Source organism: Pseudarthrobacter quantipunctorum (genome assembly GCF_045291495.1).
GTDB lineage: Bacteria > Actinomycetota > Actinomycetes > Actinomycetales > Micrococcaceae > Arthrobacter > Arthrobacter quantipunctorum.
This window is the reverse complement of the sequence record NZ_CP148033.1, coordinates 3,423,326-3,441,072: the sequence shown is the minus strand read 5'-3', so window position 1 is coordinate 3,441,072 and position 17,747 is coordinate 3,423,326. Positions and strand designations below refer to the sequence as shown.

Annotated in this window: 14 protein-coding genes; 7 read left to right on the top strand and 7 right to left on the bottom strand. The window is 68.1% G+C overall.

Features of this window, described 5'->3' with window-relative positions; genetic code table 11:
- Positions 1 to 5: 5 nt before the first annotated feature.
- Positions 6 to 827, bottom strand: coding sequence for a DUF1684 domain-containing protein (locus WHH00_RS15565; protein ID WP_406634170.1), 822 nt, complete (start codon positions 825 to 827; stop codon positions 6 to 8).
- A 180-nt stretch (positions 828 to 1,007) separates the two neighbouring features.
- On the opposite strand from WHH00_RS15565, the gene WHH00_RS15560 reads away from it, so the two are divergent.
- The 4 genes from WHH00_RS15560 to WHH00_RS15545 all read left to right on the top strand — a co-directional run bounded on the left by WHH00_RS15560 (position 1,008) and on the right by WHH00_RS15545 (position 5,637).
- Complete coding sequence (locus WHH00_RS15560; RefSeq protein WP_406634168.1) at positions 1,008 to 1,697, top strand: NADPH-dependent F420 reductase; 690 nt, start codon at positions 1,008 to 1,010, stop codon at positions 1,695 to 1,697.
- Between the two features lie 5 nt (positions 1,698 to 1,702).
- On the top strand, positions 1,703 to 2,245 hold the full coding sequence (locus WHH00_RS15555) for a hypothetical protein (RefSeq protein WP_406634166.1): 543 nt from the start codon (positions 1,703 to 1,705) through the stop codon (positions 2,243 to 2,245).
- Between the two features lie 112 nt (positions 2,246 to 2,357).
- Positions 2,358 to 5,189, top strand: a complete 2,832-nt coding sequence (gene ppc, locus WHH00_RS15550) for a phosphoenolpyruvate carboxylase (RefSeq protein ID WP_406634164.1) — start codon at positions 2,358 to 2,360, stop codon at positions 5,187 to 5,189.
- Between the two features lie 142 nt (positions 5,190 to 5,331).
- Positions 5,332 to 5,637: a hypothetical protein gene (locus tag WHH00_RS15545; RefSeq protein WP_231457070.1), complete on the top strand. Its 306-nt coding sequence runs from the start codon at positions 5,332 to 5,334 to the stop codon at positions 5,635 to 5,637.
- A 23-nt stretch (positions 5,638 to 5,660) separates the two neighbouring features.
- Here the strand turns inward: WHH00_RS15545 and WHH00_RS15540 are convergent, their stop codons facing one another.
- From WHH00_RS15540 to WHH00_RS15530, 3 genes are all read right to left on the bottom strand, one after another.
- Positions 5,661 to 6,287, bottom strand: a complete 627-nt coding sequence (locus tag WHH00_RS15540) for a DedA family protein (protein WP_406634162.1) — start codon at positions 6,285 to 6,287, stop codon at positions 5,661 to 5,663.
- Positions 6,288 to 6,323: 36 nt separating this feature from the next.
- Positions 6,324 to 6,956: a hypothetical protein gene (locus WHH00_RS15535; RefSeq protein ID WP_406634160.1), complete on the bottom strand. Its 633-nt coding sequence runs from the start codon at positions 6,954 to 6,956 to the stop codon at positions 6,324 to 6,326.
- A 74-nt stretch (positions 6,957 to 7,030) separates the two neighbouring features.
- The gene (locus WHH00_RS15530) at positions 7,031 to 8,014 is read right to left on the bottom strand and encodes an RluA family pseudouridine synthase (RefSeq protein ID WP_406638638.1); all 984 of its coding nucleotides are present in this window, start codon (positions 8,012 to 8,014) and stop codon (positions 7,031 to 7,033) included.
- Between the two features lie 122 nt (positions 8,015 to 8,136).
- Here WHH00_RS15530 and WHH00_RS15525 point away from each other — a divergent pair, with 122 nt between their 5' ends.
- Both WHH00_RS15525 and WHH00_RS15520 read left to right on the top strand, forming a co-directional pair.
- Positions 8,137 to 8,766, top strand: coding sequence for a helix-turn-helix domain-containing protein (locus tag WHH00_RS15525; RefSeq protein WP_406634158.1), 630 nt, complete (start codon positions 8,137 to 8,139; stop codon positions 8,764 to 8,766).
- Positions 8,759 to 9,451, top strand: a complete 693-nt coding sequence (locus WHH00_RS15520; RefSeq protein WP_406634156.1) for an SRPBCC domain-containing protein — start codon at positions 8,759 to 8,761, stop codon at positions 9,449 to 9,451. The genes WHH00_RS15525 and WHH00_RS15520 overlap by 8 nt, the downstream gene beginning before the upstream one ends.
- A 40-nt stretch (positions 9,452 to 9,491) precedes the next feature.
- Here the strand turns inward: WHH00_RS15520 and WHH00_RS15515 are convergent, their stop codons facing one another.
- The gene (locus tag WHH00_RS15515; RefSeq protein WP_406638636.1) at positions 9,492 to 11,006 is read right to left on the bottom strand and encodes a PLP-dependent aminotransferase family protein; all 1,515 of its coding nucleotides are present in this window, start codon (positions 11,004 to 11,006) and stop codon (positions 9,492 to 9,494) included.
- A gap of 58 nt (positions 11,007 to 11,064) precedes the next feature.
- On the opposite strand from WHH00_RS15515, the gene WHH00_RS15510 reads away from it, so the two are divergent.
- Positions 11,065 to 11,736, top strand: coding sequence for a YczE/YyaS/YitT family protein (locus WHH00_RS15510; RefSeq protein ID WP_406634154.1), 672 nt, complete (start codon positions 11,065 to 11,067; stop codon positions 11,734 to 11,736).
- 4 nt (positions 11,737 to 11,740) lie between these two features.
- On the opposite strand, the gene WHH00_RS15505 is transcribed toward WHH00_RS15510, so the two are convergent.
- Entirely contained in the window at positions 11,741 to 12,592 is an 852-nt protein-coding gene (locus WHH00_RS15505) for an Fpg/Nei family DNA glycosylase (protein WP_406634152.1), read from the bottom strand.
- Positions 12,585 to 17,621: a DNA glycosylase AlkZ-like family protein gene (locus tag WHH00_RS15500; protein ID WP_406638634.1), complete on the bottom strand. Its 5,037-nt coding sequence runs from the start codon at positions 17,619 to 17,621 to the stop codon at positions 12,585 to 12,587. Before WHH00_RS15500 ends, WHH00_RS15505 begins: the two co-directional genes overlap by 8 nt.
- Positions 17,622 to 17,747: the final 126 nt, after the last annotated feature.

The following is a 17,747-nucleotide window of genomic DNA, read 5'->3' as shown; positions in this document are numbered from 1 at the left end:
TCAGCTCAATCAGATGCGGGCAGCTTTTCCCCTGCCTCCACCCTCACATCCAGTGAGTTGTTCTTCACGGGCATGGGGCACGTGCCGTAGGGGGTGAAGGCGCTGGGATAGTTGATGGCCCGGTTGAAATCCAGGACCACGGAATGGTCCGGCCGGGGGCGGGGCACGGCCAGCTTCCGCCAGTCATCCGTGCTGTCCCCGTTGGTCTCGTCATGGAACGTGACGGTCAGTGCTCCGAGCTTCTCCTCTTCCGCCTGCAGCCGGAACTCGTGGCCGCTGCCCGGGACCCGGAACACCACCTCACCAACGGTCCGGTGGACGCCGTCCACCAGGGGGTTGGCGGTGGCGATGGGAACGTCCACGGGTTCGGGATACGGCTCGAACCGGCCCGTCACTTCCCACTCCGGCTTGTATCCGTAGGTGGGGACGCCGGTGAATTCCGTGAGCACCGGCGAGGCCGAGTCCCGCGTCCGGATGGCGTAGCGCCCGGCGCGCATGGCCAGTTCCACCACCACCTGGTCCCCGCCGGGGCCGCCGAACTGCACCCACATCAGGGACTCCTCGTCGGCGAGGGCCGCCGTGATTGTCCCGGCTACAGCTTCGCCTGTCTCCACCAGGGACAGCCCGTCGGCGGGCACTGCGGTGAGTGACGCCGTCGTGCCATCCGTTGACCAGAGGCCGGGTGCCAGTTCGACGGCGGCGGGAGAGTCCTCCAGCCACTGGAACGAGGTGAGGGTGAGCCAGCCGTGGCGGGCGGCGAGGGCCTGGGTGCGGTTATCGCGGAAGCGCTGCCAGCGCTCCACCTTGGCGGCCGGGACGGTAGTCATGGTTCCTTCCGAACGTTCGGGTTGCCCCGGCTACAACCGCATCGCGCCGGAGTTCATTCCAGCGCTTGCCTTGTCCGGGCCGGGGAGTACCCTCGGAACCAGCAGGACAGGTTGCTTCGCGGACCCCGCACCTGCTTTTCACACTACTTTCAAGCTGTCTGCTTTCCAGAGGGGGAGGCCATGAAGATTGCGGTGCTTGGCACAGGCATGGTGGGGCGGACCCTCGCGGGTGCGTTCACCGCGCTGGGGCATGCTGCGGAAATTGGAACCAGGGATCCGGGCGCCACGTCCGCCAGGACCGGGCCGGACATGATGGGTGCGCCTGCTTTCAGCGAATGGCACGCGGCGAACCGCCACATCCCGCTGACGACTTTCGCCGAGGCCACGGAGGCCGCTGAGCTGGTGGTAAACGCCACCAACGGCGCGGGAACGCTGGAGGCACTGGGCTCGGCCGGGGCAGCGAGGCTTGCCGGCAAAGTGCTGATGGACGTCTCCAACCCCCTGGATTTCTCCCAGGGCATGCCGCCCGTGCTCAACCCCGTGAACACGGACAGCCTCGCCGAGAGAATCCAGCGGGCTTTCCCCGGCGCCCTGGTTGTAAAAACCCTCAACACGATGAATGCCGGGCTGATGGTGGACCCACGCCGGCTCGCGGACGGTGACCATTCCGTCTTCCTGTCGGGGGATGATCCGGACGCAAAGTCGGTGGTCAAGGGCCTGCTGGAGGAGCTGGGCCACCGCGATGTGATCGACCTTGGGGACATCACCACGGCCCGCGGCGCCGAGATGCTGCTGCCGCTCTGGCTGCGCCTCTACGCCGCCCTGGGCACGCCTGATTTCAATATCAAGGTGGTCCGCGCGGTTGAATAGGTGCCGTGGACATACTTGCTGGAGTAAGCACCGAGTGGCTCAGGGCCCTGACGTGGATCACGGCCGCAGCCGCCGGGCTGGCTGTCCTGCTGTGGTGGCGGCGGCTTGACCTGGCGGCGCTGGCCGCCGTCGAGGCCTTCCTGGCCGCGAGCCTGGGCGCGGGAATCTATGTCCTGAACCACCTGGGTGACGGACGGTGGGGAGGTGACCAGCAGGCAAAGCTGAGCCCGCCGCCGCTCTCTGATGCCCCGATGGTAGGGACGTTCCTGGAACCGCTGGAGGGCATGCTGGGCGGCGTGACCGATGGCATCAACGAGTTTGGGGACTTCCGCTCTGCCCTGCCGGTGGCACTGGACTTCTTTGCCGCCGCAGGCTGGGCGCTGGCCTTTTCCGTGCCCGTGGCGATGGTTGCCCTGGCGGCCGCCGCCAAGGCTGCCCGGCAACGCAAGGCAGAATTCGCCGTGTATCAAGCGGACGTTGAACAGCTCCGGAACGAGCTGGAACACCTTAAGCGCCACGTAGGTTACCCGGTGCGCGACATTATCTGAGACGGATTCCCCCGAGGCGCCGCACTGCGGGTAGCATCTTTAGCTAGTTACGTGGCTCACAGTATCCAGCGCAGTGTACGAGCCAAGTCCGAACCCTCGAAAGATAGTTTCCATGGCTCACACTGCAACGAATCCCGAAACCGATCTTGCCTCCGAACTGAGGGCAGACGTCCGCCGCGTGTCCACCCTGCTGGGTGAATCGCTCGTCCGCCAGCACGGTCCTGAACTCCTTGACCTGGTGGAACAGGTCCGCCTCCTCACCAAGGAATCCAAGGAAGCCGCCCGCGGCGGCGCCGATGCCACCGGCCCGTGGAGCGCGCACGACGTCGTCGCCCAGGTCCGCGAACTCCTGGGCTCCCTGCCCATCGAACAGGCCACCGACCTGGTCCGTGCCTTTGCCTTCTACTTCCACCTCGCCAACGCGGCGGAACAGGTGCACCGGGTGCGCGGCCTGCGGACCCGCGCCGAAAAAGACGGCTGGCTGGCCAAGACAGTAGCGGACATCGCGGAGCAGGCGGGCTCCGGTGTCCTGCAGGAAGTGGTCAACGGGCTGGACGTCCGTCCCATTTTCACCGCGCATCCCACCGAAGCCTCCCGCCGTTCGGTGCTGGACAAGATCCGCAAGCTCTCCGACGTGCTGGCCCAGCCCAGCGCCGAGGGCACCACCGCACGGCGCAGCCAGGACCGGCAGCTGGCCGAAATCATCGACCAGATGTGGCAGACCGACGAACTCCGCCAGGTCCGGCCCACCCCCGTGGACGAGGCCCGCAACGCGATCTACTACCTGAGCAGCATCCTCACCGATGCGATGCCGGAGATGCTCACGGAACTCTCGGAACTGCTCGGCGAGCACGGAGTCACCCTTGCCTCGCAGGAAGCTCCCATCCGCTTCGGCTCCTGGATCGGCGGTGACCGGGACGGCAACCCCAACGTGACCGCGGCAGTCACCCGCGAGATCCTGCAGATCCAGAACCAGCATGCCGTCCGCATCAGCATCGGGATGATCGATGAACTGATCTCCATCCTTTCCAACTCCACCTCGCTGGCCGGCGCCGACCAGGAGCTGCTGGACTCCATCGACGCGGACCTGAAGAAACTCCCCGGGCTGGACAAGCGTGTCCTGGAGCTCAACGCCCAGGAGCCGTACCGGCTGAAGCTCACCTGCGTCAAAGCCAAACTGATCAACACGGGCAAGCGCGTGGCGGCAAACTCCAACCACGAGCACGGCCGCGACTACAGCGGCACCGGCGAACTCCTTGCGGACCTCGAACTCGTGGAACTTTCGCTCCGGAACCACTCGGCGTCGCTGGCTGCCGACGGGGCGCTGGCCCGGGTCCGGCGCGCCATTGCCTCGTTCGGACTCCACCTGGCCACCCTGGATATCCGCGAACACGCTGACCACCACCATGACGCCGTCGGCCAGCTGATGGACCGGCTGGGCGGGCCGGGCGTGCGGTACGCGGAACTCAGCCGCGGGCAGCGGCTGGAGGTGCTCGGCTCCGAGCTCGCTTCCCGCCGGCCGCTGTCCGGACACCCCATCAAGCTCGACGGCGCCGCCGACGGCACGTACGACGTCTTCCGTGAGATTCGCCGCGCCCTCCGTGCGTACGGCCCGGATGTCATCGAGACCTACATCATCTCCATGACCCGCGGCGCCGATGACGTGCTCGCTGCCGCGGTCCTGGCCCGTGAAGCCGGCCTGGTGAACCTCTTCGGGGAGAAGCCCTACGCCAAGATCGGGTTCGCGCCGCTGCTGGAGACCGTGGAGGAGCTGCGGGCCTCGGCCGAAATCGTGGACCAGCTGCTGTCCGATCCGTCCTACCGCGAGCTTGTGCGCCTCCGCGGCGACGTGCAGGAAGTCATGCTGGGCTACTCGGATTCCAACAAGGAATCCGGTGTGATGACCAGCCAGTGGGAGATCCACAAAACCCAGCGGAAGCTGCGCGACATCGCCGCCAAGCACGGTGTGCGCGTTCGCCTGTTCCACGGCCGTGGCGGCTCCGTGGGCCGCGGCGGCGGGCCCACCTACGACGCCATCCTGGCCCAGCCCAACGGCGTCCTGGAAGGTGAAATCAAGTTCACCGAGCAGGGCGAGGTCATCTCGGACAAGTACTCGCTGCCCGAACTTGCCCGCGAAAACCTGGAACTGTCCCTGGCTGCCGTGCTGCAGGGTTCGGCCCTGCACCGCGATCCGCGCACCTCGGCCGACCAGCGGGAACGGTACGGGCACGTCATGGAGACGATCTCCGACGCCGCTTTCGAGAGGTACCGGAAGCTCATCGATGATCCGGACCTGCCTGCCTACTTCATGGCCTCCACCCCGGTGGAGCAGCTGGGCTCGCTGAACATCGGCTCCCGCCCGTCAAAGCGCCCGGACTCCGGCGCAGGGCTTGGCGGGCTCCGCGCCATCCCGTGGGTGTTCGGCTGGACCCAGTCACGCCAGATCGTGCCCGGCTGGTTCGGCGTCGGTTCCGGTCTCAAGGCTGCCCGCGAGGCAGGCAACGCCGCCCAGCTGGTGGAGATGTGGGAGAACTGGCACTTCTTCCGGTCGGTGCTCTCCAACGTGGAAATGACCCTGGCCAAGACTGACCTGGACATCGCCGGGTACTACGTCTCAACCCTGGTCCCGGAAGAGCTGCACCACATCTTCCGCGCCATCCGCGAGGAATACGAGCTGACCGTGGCCGAGGTCCAGAAGCTGACCGGCGAGAACCTGCTCCTGGACGCCCAGCCCACGCTCAAGCGCTCGCTGGAAATCCGGGACCAGTACCTGGACCCCATCAGCTACCTCCAGGTTGAGCTGCTCCGCCGTGTCCGGGCGGAAGCTGCCGAAGCCGCTGAAAAAGCGGACGGCATCACCGGCGCAGAGATCGACGAACGCCTGCAGCGCGCCATGCTCATCACCGTCAATGGTGTGGCGGCAGGCCTCCGCAACACCGGCTAACCCCGGACGCTCTCTCACTTAATGCCGGTTTTCCACTGACGCTCTATCACCCGTGAGAGAGCGTCAGTGGATTTCCCGCCTTAAGTGAGAGAGGGTTTCAGGCCTTGGGGTGCGGGGAAGCAGCCGGGATAGGCTGGAGGGCATGCCTTCCTTCCAGACCCGACTGAAAATTACCGGGCTGCGGCCGGGCAACCCGCCCGAAGCCGTCATGGACACCGCGGTGGAAGCCTTGGGGACCCGCCACCACGTGGAGGCCCATCAGCTGCAGCTTGCCGGGGGAGTGCCGCAGCTGAACCTGCGCTTCCTTGTGGACGCGACCGAATACAGCGGCGAGAACCGGCAGGCGCGGGATTCGGCAGCCATGATGCGTGACGCCGTCGAACGTGTTGCGCTGACCGGGGCTCTGACCGTGCTGCGCCGCAGCCGCGGCCGGTGGACTCCGGTCTAGCCGGCGGGGCTTGATCCGGCGCTTCAGGCCTCCGGAGCCAGCGGGCCGGGTTCGTCCACGGGGGACGGATTCCCACGCCGGCGCGTGGCAATAACGCCGACGACGGCCCCCACCACCAGGCCGAGCAGCACCCCGATGAGGGAGCTTGCCCAGAAGGGCAGCCCGGTGGCCGAGCCCGTGAAGTAGCCCAGGCCCACCAGCCAGCACGCCCACAGCACCGCCCCGATCCCGGCGCATAGGCTGAAACCGCGGACGGCTACATTGGCGATGCCCGCCGCGGCGGAGGTGGCAAGGCGGCCGCCCGGGATGAACCTGGCGCCGATGATGGTCCCATATGTGGAGGACCGGCCGGCCCTGGCAATGGCGTCGTGGATCCCGCGGTGGACCTTGCGGCCCCAGGCCCAGCGGTCCAGTACGTGGCTCAACCGCCGCCGGAAGAGCTGGAAAACCACCATGTCGCCGATCCAGGACGCCACGGCGGCAAGGAACACCACCAGGAACACGTTGGTCCGGCCGTCCGCAGAGAGCGCCCCGCCGGTGATCACCACCATTTCCGACGGGACCAGGGGGAAGATGGCGTCGCCGAGGACCACGGGGATGATCCAAAAATAGATCGCCGCCCCCCAGCTCTCAGCGCTGCCGAAGTCCATGGCCACAAGGTACCGCAGATTTGGCCGGCCCTGCCCCTACCTTTCGGACTTCAGTGAACGGCTAAGGTGCTGCCCCGCCAGGAAGTACCAGTAGGGCCAAGCGACCCATGCGGCTGCTCCCGCACCGACTCCTGCGCCGCCGATACCGTAGCGGATCCAGCGTGGAAGCTGCTCCGCCCAGGTCAGGCCGGCCACCGGCAGCGCCACCAGCAGGGTGCCTCCGATCGCCTGTCCCAGGCGGCCGAGGTTCCGCGGGCAGGCGCCGGAGGCCAGGAGCGCCCGGTGTGCCAGCAGGAACCACCCTGCCTGGACGGTCATTGCCGCAACCGAGATAACCGTGGAGCTCTTGAAGCCGAGTTTTTTGATTACCAGCAGGAACGAGCTTGCGGATCCGGCCGCGCAGGAAGCAGTGACCACCCATAAGGCCGCCTCCGAGGTCCGCGTCCTCGGCAGCCTTCGGTGCACCTGCAGGATCACGGGGACGGCCGCAAGGTTGAATAAGGAACCTGTGGCATCGTTGATGGTGCCGAAGACGTAGGGGCCGTTGCGGGGTACTTCCACCGCAAACATGGCACCGAGGGTGGCTGCCCCCACTGCGCCGAGGCCTGCGGCGGCATAGGCGGCCCTGGCGGCGGTGCGGTCGCCTGGGATCCAGATCAGTGCGTCCATGACGGTTCCTTGCCTTGCCCCAGCTACCCCTCAGGATAGTCCTGCCCGGGCCGCCCAACCAGGGGGCGCAAGGGTCAGGGCCGGGCCCGGCGCGCCTCGCTGAGGTCCAGCCCGCTGCGGTACTCCACGGGCTTGCCGCTCATGGGATCCACGAACCGGATGCCGCGGGCCAGGAGCTGGAGGGGCCGGGTGTAGTCGTCCGGAGCCTTGTCCAGCAGGTCCGGGTAGAAGGCATCGTTGACGATGCCCAGGCCCAGCGACGCCATGTGCACCCGCAGCTGGTGCGTCTTGCCGGTGTGCGGCTCGAGCCGGTACCGGGCGAGCCGGCCGGGACTGCCCGGTGCCGCGGCAGGGGTGCCGGCGGCACCCGAAGGAGCGCCGGCGTCGAACGTTTCCAGCCGCTCGATCCGCGTTTCCGCGTTCGGTTCGCCGTCAATGACTTCGGCGAGCAGGTAGCTGCGCGACTTGGTCATCCTGTTGCGGACCACCACGGGAAAGTCGACGGCGGGATAACCGTCCGCGGGGCCGGCGGCGGACACGCACTCGTATTCCTTCTGCACCTGGCGCTTTTCGAAGAGCACCTGGTACCTGCCGCGGGTCCGGGGATTGGTGGAAAACAGCAGGACGCCGGCCGTCATCCGGTCCAGCCGGTGCATGGGAATCAGGTCCGGAAGCTCCAGCTGGTTGCGCAGCCGGACGAGCGCGGACTCCTGGATGTAGGTGCCGCCGGGGGTGGTGGGCAGGAAGTGCGGCTTGTCCACCACCAGCAGGTGTTCGTCCTGGTGGAGGATGGTGATGTCCACCGGAATCCGGGTCTCCGGCGGGAGGCTGCGGTAGTACCAGATGAACGTGTGGTCCTGGAGCGGCGTGGTGCGGTCCAGGGGTACCCCGCCCTCGCCAACAATCTCGCCGGCGTCGAACCTGTCCTCGATGCCCTGCGGGTCGATGTGCCCCCAGCGGTGCATCATGTAGTCCATCGCGGTGTCCCACGGGCCCTCTCCGGGAAGGCGCAGGCGCGTGGCATTGACGCCGTCGCGCACGGGGAGGGGGGATTGCATCACCGGACCATTCTACCGGCGGGTCCTGCTGGCTCCGGCGACGCCCCCGCGCTCTAAAGTCGCCGGAACCGACGATAAAAAAGTTCTTGACAATAAAAATTGTCGGTAGCGATACTTGAAGCATGTTGGAGATAGCGGTCATCGAGGACCCCGCAGCGGCCGAGGCGTCGCTGGACCCGATCCGTACCCGGATCCTTCGCGAACTGGTGCAGCCGGGCTCGGCAACCCAGCTCGCCGTGAGGCTGGGCCTGCCGCGGCAGAAGGTCAACTACCACCTCAAGGCCCTGGAAAAGCACGGCCTGGTGGTGCTTGTGGAGGAGCGTCGCAAGGGCAACATGACCGAACGCGTCCTCCAGGCCAGTGCGTCGTCCTACCTGATCTCACCACAGGCGCTGGCTTCGGTGTCCCCGGATCCGGGCTGCTTTTCCAGCCATTTTTCGGCATTCTGGCTGCTGGCCCTTGCAGGCCGGATGGTCCAGGAGATGGGAAAGCTGATCGCCGGCGCAGCCGCTGCCCGCCAGAAGCTGGCCACCTTCGCGGTGGATGGCGAGGTCACGTTCCGCACTGCGGCTGACCGCGAAGCCTTCGCCGAAGAGCTCGGTGTGGCGGTCACCCGGCTGGTGAACAAATACCACGACGGCGACGCAGCCCGCGGACGCCGGCACCGGCTGGTGGTGGCGCTGCACCCCGTTCTCAAACCGGCCAAAGAACCTACAGAAACCCCTTCAGGCAAGGAGCAGGACAATGACTGACAACCGCAACTTCGAGATCGTCTACGATACCGAACTGCCCGGAACGCCGGAGCGGGTCTGGGAAGCCGTCACCACGGGAACCCCGGCATGGATGTTTCCCACGGACCAGTGGCCGGACGTCAAGACCGTGAACGAATACCCCACCCATCTCGTGTCCCGGATGGACGGTCCGGACGGCTGGTTCAACCAGCTGGAGCATGTCCTGGAACCGCTCGAGGGCGGCCGCGCCCGACTGCACTATGTCCACAGCGGCATCTTTGCGGACAACTGGGACGAACAGTACGACGGCGCCAGCCGCCACACGGAGTTCTACCTCCACACCCTGGGCCAGTACCTGGAACACTTCGACGGCAAGCCGGTGGTATTCACCGACATCCAGGCGCCGGCAGCGTCCCAGGCGCCGGACGGCTTTGCGCGTCTTCGCGCAGCGCTAGGGGTGGACTCCGCCGGGCAGGGCACCCACGTTGACGTGGAGCTCGACGGCGTGGGCCGGCTTTCGGGGGACGTGGACTTCTCCAACGAGCACTTCCTGGGCCTGCGCACTTCCAGCGCCATGTACCGTTTCTTTGGCCGCAACGCCTGGGGCGCCCCCGTGGGGATGACGGTGCACGATTTCAGTGGCGCAGGGGACTCGGACGCCACTGCCAAGGCCTGGAGCGGTTTCCTGGACAAGGCCTACGCGTAGGAGTCCGGGACAGGGCGGCCGGCATGGGAATGGCTCCGGCTCACGCAATGGCCACGGCAGGTGCGCTTTTGAGGGTCCGGCGGAGCTGCGGGGCGGCATCGAGCCGGTCCTGCGCTGAACGCAGGGCCAGGACGGCGGCCTCGAGCTTGTCCGGCGGCAGGGTGAAGGGCACCCGGAGATAGCGCTCGAAGGCCCCGCCTACCCCGAAACGCGGGCCTGCCGCCAGCCGGATCCCGAAGTCGGGGGCGATGACGGTCAGCGCAGTGCTGATGGGGGCGGGCAGCCGACACCACGCAGACAGGCCGCCGGAGGGGTAGGCCGCGTCCCACTCCGGCAGATGCCCGGCAAGGAGCTCCAGGAGGGCGGCGCGGCTTTCCCGGAGGACGGTAAGCCGTGCCGGCAGCGGCTCGTCCAAGGCCCTGACCAGGTGGGCGGCGGCCAGCTGTTCCATAAGGGGTCCGCCGAGGTCAAGTGAGGTCCGGGCCGCCGCAAACCGCTGGACCAGTTCCTCCGAAGCCCTGATCCACCCGGTGCGCAGCCCGCCCCAATGGGACTTGCTGAGCGAGCCGATGGTCACCACTGCCGGACTGAAGGCAGCGACCGGTGAGGTCCCGGTGCCGTCGAGGTTAAGCTCGCGGAGGGTCTCATCCACCACCAGGACCGTTCCGGCGGCCGCAGCCGCCCGGACCAGTTCGCGGCGCTGGAAGTCCGGCATCAGCTGGCCTGTGGGATTGTGGAAGTCGGGCACCACGTAGGCCAGCCTGGGCCGCTGCTGCAGGGCGGCCTGCAGCGCGGCCATGTCCCACGCCGGCGCAGCCCCGGCGCCATGGCTGCCGCCCCGGGCATCGACAGAGAACGCCACCGGGACCGGCCGGCAGCCCGCAGCGCGGATGGCATCCAGGGCGTTGGGGTAGCTGGGGTGTTCCACGAGTACCCGGTCCTGCCTGCCGGCCAGGGTGCGCAGGATGATGTTCAGGGCGTGCTGTGCCCCCGACGTCACCAGGATCTGGCTGGCCGTAGTGGGTGCTCCGGCCGCCGTGTAGCGCGCCGCAACTGCCTCACGCAGCGGAAGCAGGCCTATGGCGTCATAGCCAAACCCGGGAAGCAGGGCCGGAAGCTCCGTGAGGGCAGCCGCGAAGGCACGGTGCACCACCTCCCCGCTGGCGGGAAGGGAGGCATAGGCGAGGTCGATCAGTCCCTCCGGCGCAGCCAGCCCGGGGGCGGTCAGCGCGGGATTGTTCCGTGCCGGGCCCGTAAAGAGCGTGGTCCCTGCCGGGGTGATGCGGGGGATCCGTGTCCGGCTCCTGCTGCCCTGGCCGCCGGTCAGGAAACCCTGCTCGCGGAGCAGCCCATACGCGGCAGTCACCATGGTCCGGCTGACGCCCAGGGCTTCGGACAGGGCGCGCTCGCTGGGCAGTGCCGTGTCCAGGGCGACGCGGCCGTCCAGCACCAGCAGGCGTACGACGTCGGCCAGCTCGCGGTAGCCCGGGGTTGCGCCGACATTCCACTCGCCCAGGAGACGCGAGAGGCCGGCAGCAGTGAGGGAGGGCATCAGGCCAGTATCCCAGACTGGCTATATAATTCAATGCCAGTTTTCTGCGAGGGTCGTTTCCATGTTGACCCGCAGACTCCTCCAGCTTTTTATCGGCCTTGCCATGTACGGCGTCTCCCTGGCCATGTTCATCCGCGCCGGGCTGGGCCTGGACCCGTGGGACGTCTTCCACCAGGGTGTGGCCGGCAGGACAGGGCTCAGCATCGGCGCGGTGGTCATCATTGTGAGTTTCCTGGTGCTGCTGCTCTGGATTCCGCTGCGGCAGTGGCCCGGGTTCGGCACTTTGTGCAACGCCGTCCTGGTTGGCGTGTTCGCGGACATCGGCCTCGCCCTCATTCCAGACGTATCCCACCTTGGCGGGCAGATCGGCCTGCTCGCAGGCGCCGTGGTGCTGAACGGCATTGCTTCAGCCTGCTACATCGGTGCCCGGTTTGGTCCCGGCGCCCGTGACGGTCTGATGACGGGCCTGGCCCGGCGCACCGGCTGGTCCGTCAGGTGGTCCCGCACGCTGATCGAAGTTGTGGTCCTGGCCGCCGGCTGGTTCCTGGGCGGCTCGGTGGGCGTGGGCACTGTTCTCTACGCCCTCGCGATCGGGCCCCTGGTCCAGTTGCTGCTCCCGGTCTTTATGGTGCCGGTCCTTCTGGTGCCCGCGTCGGGCACCGCGGACACAGCACCGGATGAGGGCAGCAGTGCCGCAACTCCTGCGCTTGCGCCCCTGGCCGGCACCAGCTGAGGCATTACGCCGGGGGCGGGGACTCCCGGGCCAACAGCGGCTGGCAATGGGGGCAGAAGTAGATGTCCCGTTCCTCGTCACCGTTCAGCTTGCCCAGCACGCCGCGCCGGATGGGCGTTCCGCACTTCAGGCACGGCTGGTGTTCCCGGCGGTAGACCCAGTAGCCCGGCCGTCCCGCCATCCGGCCCACAGGCAGGCCGCGGGCGTTGAGGATGGTGACCCGGCGGCCGGGGCCCAGGTTGACCTCCAGGAGCTGTTTGGCGTCCGTCATCATGGTCCTCACGTCCTGGACCGCGGAGACGGGGGAGGCCGGGTGCACGCCGGACAGGAAGCACGTTTCGCAGCGGTAGATATTGCCGATGCCGGCCAGGTTTCGCTGGTCCAGCAGCGCCACGCCCACAGGGACATCCGGGGCGGACCGGACCCGCCGCTCTGCCTCGTCCAAGTCCCAGTCCGGCCCCAGCAGGTCAGGACCCAGGAACCCCACAATGGAGTCCTCGCTGGCCGTGGCCACGACTTCAACAAGGCCTAAGGAAAATCCGACGGCGTCCGCAGCCGCGGTGCGCAGCACGCATCGGGCGGTGTAGCCGGGCTTCCGCCACCGTCCGCCGGGCGGGTACACCTGCCAGGTTCCCTCCATTTTCAGGTGGGAATGGATAGTGAGCTTTTTGTCGTCCGGCCCCACCACGCGCATCAGCAGGTGCTTGCCGCGGGGCACCACCTCAGCCACGGTCCAGCCGGCAAGGTTGAGGGTTGCAAAGCGGGGCACGCGGAAATCGGAGGCAAGGAGTTTTTGTCCTGCCAGGGCCTGGTGCAGCTGGTTGGCTGCCCGCCAGACGGAATCACCCTCAGGCACGGATCCTCAGTCCTTTCGGGGTGGAATAGGCGCCGGCCGAGCTCAGGGCGGCAGCGACGGGAGTATCCAGGATGCCGTGGCCGTTTACCTTTTCCATGATCAGTTTGTCCACGGCTCCCCGGGTCACCACACCCACCAGGGCAGCGCCGGCGGCCGCCAGGACGGCTTCATCGTCGCTGAAGGCCAGCAGTGTTTTGCCGCCCCGTTCCACATAGAGGACCAGCGCCCCGTCCACCAGCACCACCAGGGCACCTGCCTTCCGCCCGGGACGGTGCCCCGTACCGGCGTCGTCATGGAGTGCAGGCCAGGGGAGGGCCGCGCCGTACGGGTTGGCAGGGTCCGTGGCGGCCAGCGCGAGGGCAACAGGTTCGGGCCTGGCGAGCTGTGTGTCCTCTGAGTAGGAACGCAGCCGGTCAACAGTGGCCGGGACGGCGAACTGGGCCGCACCCAGGTGCTCGATGAAGTAGCCCCGCCGGCAGCGTCCGGCTTCCTCCAGCCTGGCGAGGACCTTGTACATCAGGCCAAAGCCGCCCAGGATCTGTTCCGCCATCACCGAGCCCCTGGTGACCACACCGTAGCGGTCCAGTAGGAGTTCAGCCGTGGCCCGTGCATGGATGGTGGGGTCCAGTTCCGGCTGCGGCAGGGCAGACCAGCGGCCTGCGGCCATCGGGGGAGTTGCCGCGCCGCCGGCGGACGCGCTGTAGCGGCCGCCCGCCAGGCCCGGCGAACCCAGCAGCCCGCTCCCGTGGGACCGGCCCAGCCTGCTGAGCCGGGGCGCCCGGGCCCGGGGCGCGCGGGCCACCTGCCGGTGCGCGGTGTGGCCGCCGGCGATCAGCGCGCGGACCGGGGCGAAGGTATCCCCGGTGATCCGGCCCGCCCAGGCGAGGTCCCAGAGTGCGGTCACCACTTCCTGGTCGCTGAGGACGGAGTCCATGCCGCCGGCGACGTCCGTCAGTTGCCGGAAGAAGTAGCCGCCGCCGTTGTTGCGCAGATGCTCCAGGAGGCGCTGCTGTGCGTCCCCGGGTTCGTATTCGATGGCAGGGTTCAGTGTCAGTTCGGCGGAGTCTGCGAGGTGGAGGCTGATCCAGCCGTCATTTCCCGGCAGGCTTCCGGCACCGGACCACAGGACCTCTCCGGCCGCCATCAGCTCATCGAGCATGGCCGGCTGGTAGTTGGAGACCCTGCCGGCGAGGACCAGCGGCTCCCAGGCCGACCCCGGAATGGGGACTCCGGACAGTTGGTCTATGGCGGTGATGATGCCGTCCAGCCCCCGCAGCGACGGCTGGCCGCGTCCTCCGCCGGGCGTCCTGACGTGCTGCCAGGCGGGCAGGAAGCGTCCGTAGGCCGCACTGTCCACCGGCTCCACTTCCGCGCGGAGGGCTGCCAGCGAACGACGGCGGAGCTTCCGCAGCACCTCGGCGTCGCACCATTCACTGGTTACCGTGTGCTGGGGAAAGCTGGGCGTGGGTGGTCCACTTGCCGGCTGGCTCTCTTCCGGTCCGTCGTCAGGACCGGTGGCGTCACCCGGGGTTTCGCCCGTGACTTCCGGGGCGGTCTCCGGCGGCCCCGCATGCGGCCGGAATTCGCCCTCCACTACACGCCCGTCTGCCGCCAGGCGTTTCAGGGCGGTGCCTACTACTGCCACACCCAGACCGAGCCGCGCTGCTGCCTCGGCCGCGGTGAAGGGGCCGTGGGTACGGGCGTACCGCGAAACAAGATCACTGAGGGGATCGGCGACAGGTTCGATGAACGCGAGCGGGACACCCATGGGCAGCGGTACGCCGATCGCATCCCGAAGCCGCGCGGCATCCTCAACTGCGGCAAACCGTTCCACCCCGCCGATGTTCACCTTGATGGCCCGGTTGGCGCGCTGGAGCGCCACCAGGTGGGTGGTTGCCTCCGCCGCCGGGGCGTGGCCGGCGTCCACGGGGGCTTCAACGGGACCGGTGTCCTCAGAGCCGCTGGCGTCCTCAGCGCCAACGGCGGGGATGCCGGCTGCCTGATCGAGTGCGGCGGGTTCCAGCCTGGCGGCCACTTCCTCGGGCGCCAGGGGGCCAAGGAGCCGCAGCAGGTCCGCCACCCCTTCCATGCCCCGCACACGCCGGTCCGGTGCCAGCCGCTGCAGTTCGCGTTCGGTGGCGTCGATAACCTTGGCGTCCAGCAGTTCCCGCAGCTCAACGCGCCCCAACAGCTCGTTGAGGAGCGTGGAGTCCAGGGCCAGGGCGGCGGCACGGCGCTCTGCGAGCGGGGAGTCGCCCTCGTAAAGGAACTGGGCCACGTACCCGAACAGCAGGGACTTGGCGAACGGGGACGGCTGGGACGTGGTGGTCTGGACAATCCTCAGTTCGCGCCGCTCCACGGAGGCCGCGATGTCCTTCAATGCCGGGAGGTCGTAGACGTCCTGCAGGCATTCCCGGACGGTTTCCAGCACGATGGGAAAGGTTGGATACTTCCGGGCGACATCAAGCAGCTGGGCGGACCGCTGCCGCTGCTGCCACAGCGGCTGCCGTTTGCCGGGGGTCTGCCGGGGCAGCAGCAGCGCCCGGGCGGCACACTCCCGGAACCGCGAGGCGAAGAGCGCGCTGCCGCCCACCTCGGCGGTGACGATCTGTTCCAGCTCCTCGGGATCGAAGAGGAACAGCTCCGCTCCGGGCGGCTCGTCCTCCATCATGGGAACGCGCAGCACAATACCGTCGTCGGCGGCCATCGCCGATCCGTCCAGGCCGTACCTCTGGTGCAGGCGCTGCCCGACGGCGAGGGCCCAGGGGGCATGCACCGGCATCCCGAAGGGGCTGTGCAGGATCACGCGCCAGTCGCCCAGTTCGTCATGGAACCGCTCCACCACCAGCGTGGTGTCGCTGGGTACCACCTCGGTGGCCAGCTTCTGCTCGGTGAGGTACTGGATCAGGTTGTTCGCGGCGAACTCGTCCAGGCCGCTGGCTTTGCAGCGCTCGGTGGCCGGGCCGGCGTCGGATGCCGAGAGTTCGCGCACGAACGCGCCCAGGGCACGGCCCAGGTCAACCGGCCGGCCCAGTGAATCGCCTTTCCAGAAGGGGAGCTTGCCAGGCTGGCCGAAGGCGGGCGAGACCAGGACGCGGTCGTGCGTGATGTCCTCGATCTTCCAGCTGGTGGCGCCGAGCGCAAAGACGTCCCCCACCCGCGATTCGTACACCATTTCCTCGTCCAGCTCGCCGACCCGCCGGCCACCCTTGGGGGCGGGCGCTGGTTTGCCGTCCGTGGAGGGGGAGGCTGATCCTTCCACCTCCGTGCCGATGATGTACACGCCAAAGAGGCCGCGGTCCGGGATGGTTCCGCCGGAGGTCACGGCCAGGCGCTGCGCACCGGGCCGGCCTTCGATGGTGCCCGCGTTGCGGTCCCAGATGATCCGGGGGCGGAGTTCGGCGAATTCATCGGACGGGTAGCGTCCGGCCAGCAGGTCCAGGGTGGCCTCGAACGCGGAGCGGGGGAGGGACGCGAAGGGCGCCGAGCGCCGCACGGTGGCAAACCATTCCTCGACGTCGATGCTGCCCAGCGCGGTGGCGGCCACGGTCTGCTGGGCCAGGATATCCAGCGGGTTGGCCGGGATGCTGAGGCGTTCGATCTTCCCGCCGAGCATCCGTTCCACGGTGATGGCCGTGTGGACCAGGTCCGCCCGGTGTTTAGGGAACAGGACACCCTGGGAGACCTCACCCACCTGGTGCCCTGCCCGGCCCACCCGCTGCAGGCCGCTGGCCACGGAGGGCGGCGACTCCACCTGAACCACCAGGTCCACGGCGCCCATGTCGATGCCGAGCTCCAGGGAGGATGTGGCCACCACGCAGCGCAGCCGGCCGGATTTAAGATCGTCCTCGATGAGTGCTCGCTGGTCCTTGGAAACGGAGCCGTGGTGCGCGCGGGCCAACACAGGGTCCGCCCCCGCAGAGCTTCCGGCCTGCGCCATCATGTGCGCCGGCGTGGCGGTGGAGGCGGGAACGCCGGCCGCCGCTGCCAGCTGGTCCGGGTCATCCCAGCCGCCTCCTGCCGCCACCAGCTGCCGCTCCGCGTAAATCTCGTTGAGCCTGGCGGTCAGCCGTTCGGACAGCCGCCGGGAGTTTGCGAACACGATGGTTGACTGGTTGGCCAGCACCAGGTCGACGATCTTCTCTTCCACATGCGGCCAGATCGATGCCTGCGGCTGGAGGCCGGAAGCGGGCCCGGAGTCAAAAGCCCCCGCGGCACCCTGGAGATCTGACATGTCCTCCACCGGGACGGAGACGGTGAGGTCCCAGTTCTTCTTGGCAGGAGGGGCAACAATTTCCACCGGCGCTGAACCCGCGAGGAACTGCGCCACGAGCTCCTTGGGTTCCACGGTGGCAGACAGTCCAATGCGCTGGGCGGGTTTGGGCAGCAGCGCGTCCAGCCGCTCGAGTGAGACTGCCAGGTGGGCGCCGCGCTTGGTTCCGGCCACGGCGTGGACCTCATCAATGATGATGGTGTCCACTTCGGTCAGCGTTTCCCGCGCCTTGGATGTGAGCATCAGGAACAGGGATTCCGGGGTGGTGATGAGGATGTCCGGCGGGTTGCTCAGCAGTGCGCGGCGGTCGGCCGTCGTGGTGTCCCCGGAGCGGACGCCCACGGTGGTCAGCGGTGCCGGCAGTCCAAGGCGCTTGGCGGTCTGGGTGATGCCGATCAGCGGGGAGCGGAGGTTCCGTTCCACGTCCACGCCCAGAGCCTTCAGGGGTGAAATGTATAGGACCCGGGTCTTGCGCTTCGGCGCCCGGGTACGCTTGCCTTTCGCGGCGGCCTTGGTGTTTCCCGCAACTCCGGCAGCGACCGGTGCTTCCGCTGCTTCCGCTGCTTCCGTGGAGGAGGCCAGCAGCCGGTCCAGCGCCCACAGGAAGGCAGCGAGGGTTTTTCCGGAGCCGGTTGGCGCCACCACCAGGGCGTGCGAGCCCGAGGAAATGGCACGCCAGGCGCCCTCCTGCGCGGGTGTTGGTTCTGAAAAGGCGCCGAGGAACCAGTCGCGCGTGGGCCTGCTGAACTGGGCCATGGGCGCAGCCCCGGTGTCCTTTCCGCCGGTGCCGCCTTCAGTTGCGGTGCCGCCTTCAGGTGGGGTGCCACTTTCAGTTGCGGAGGGCCGTTCCTCGATCATGCCTCCATCATGCCCCAAGGCACC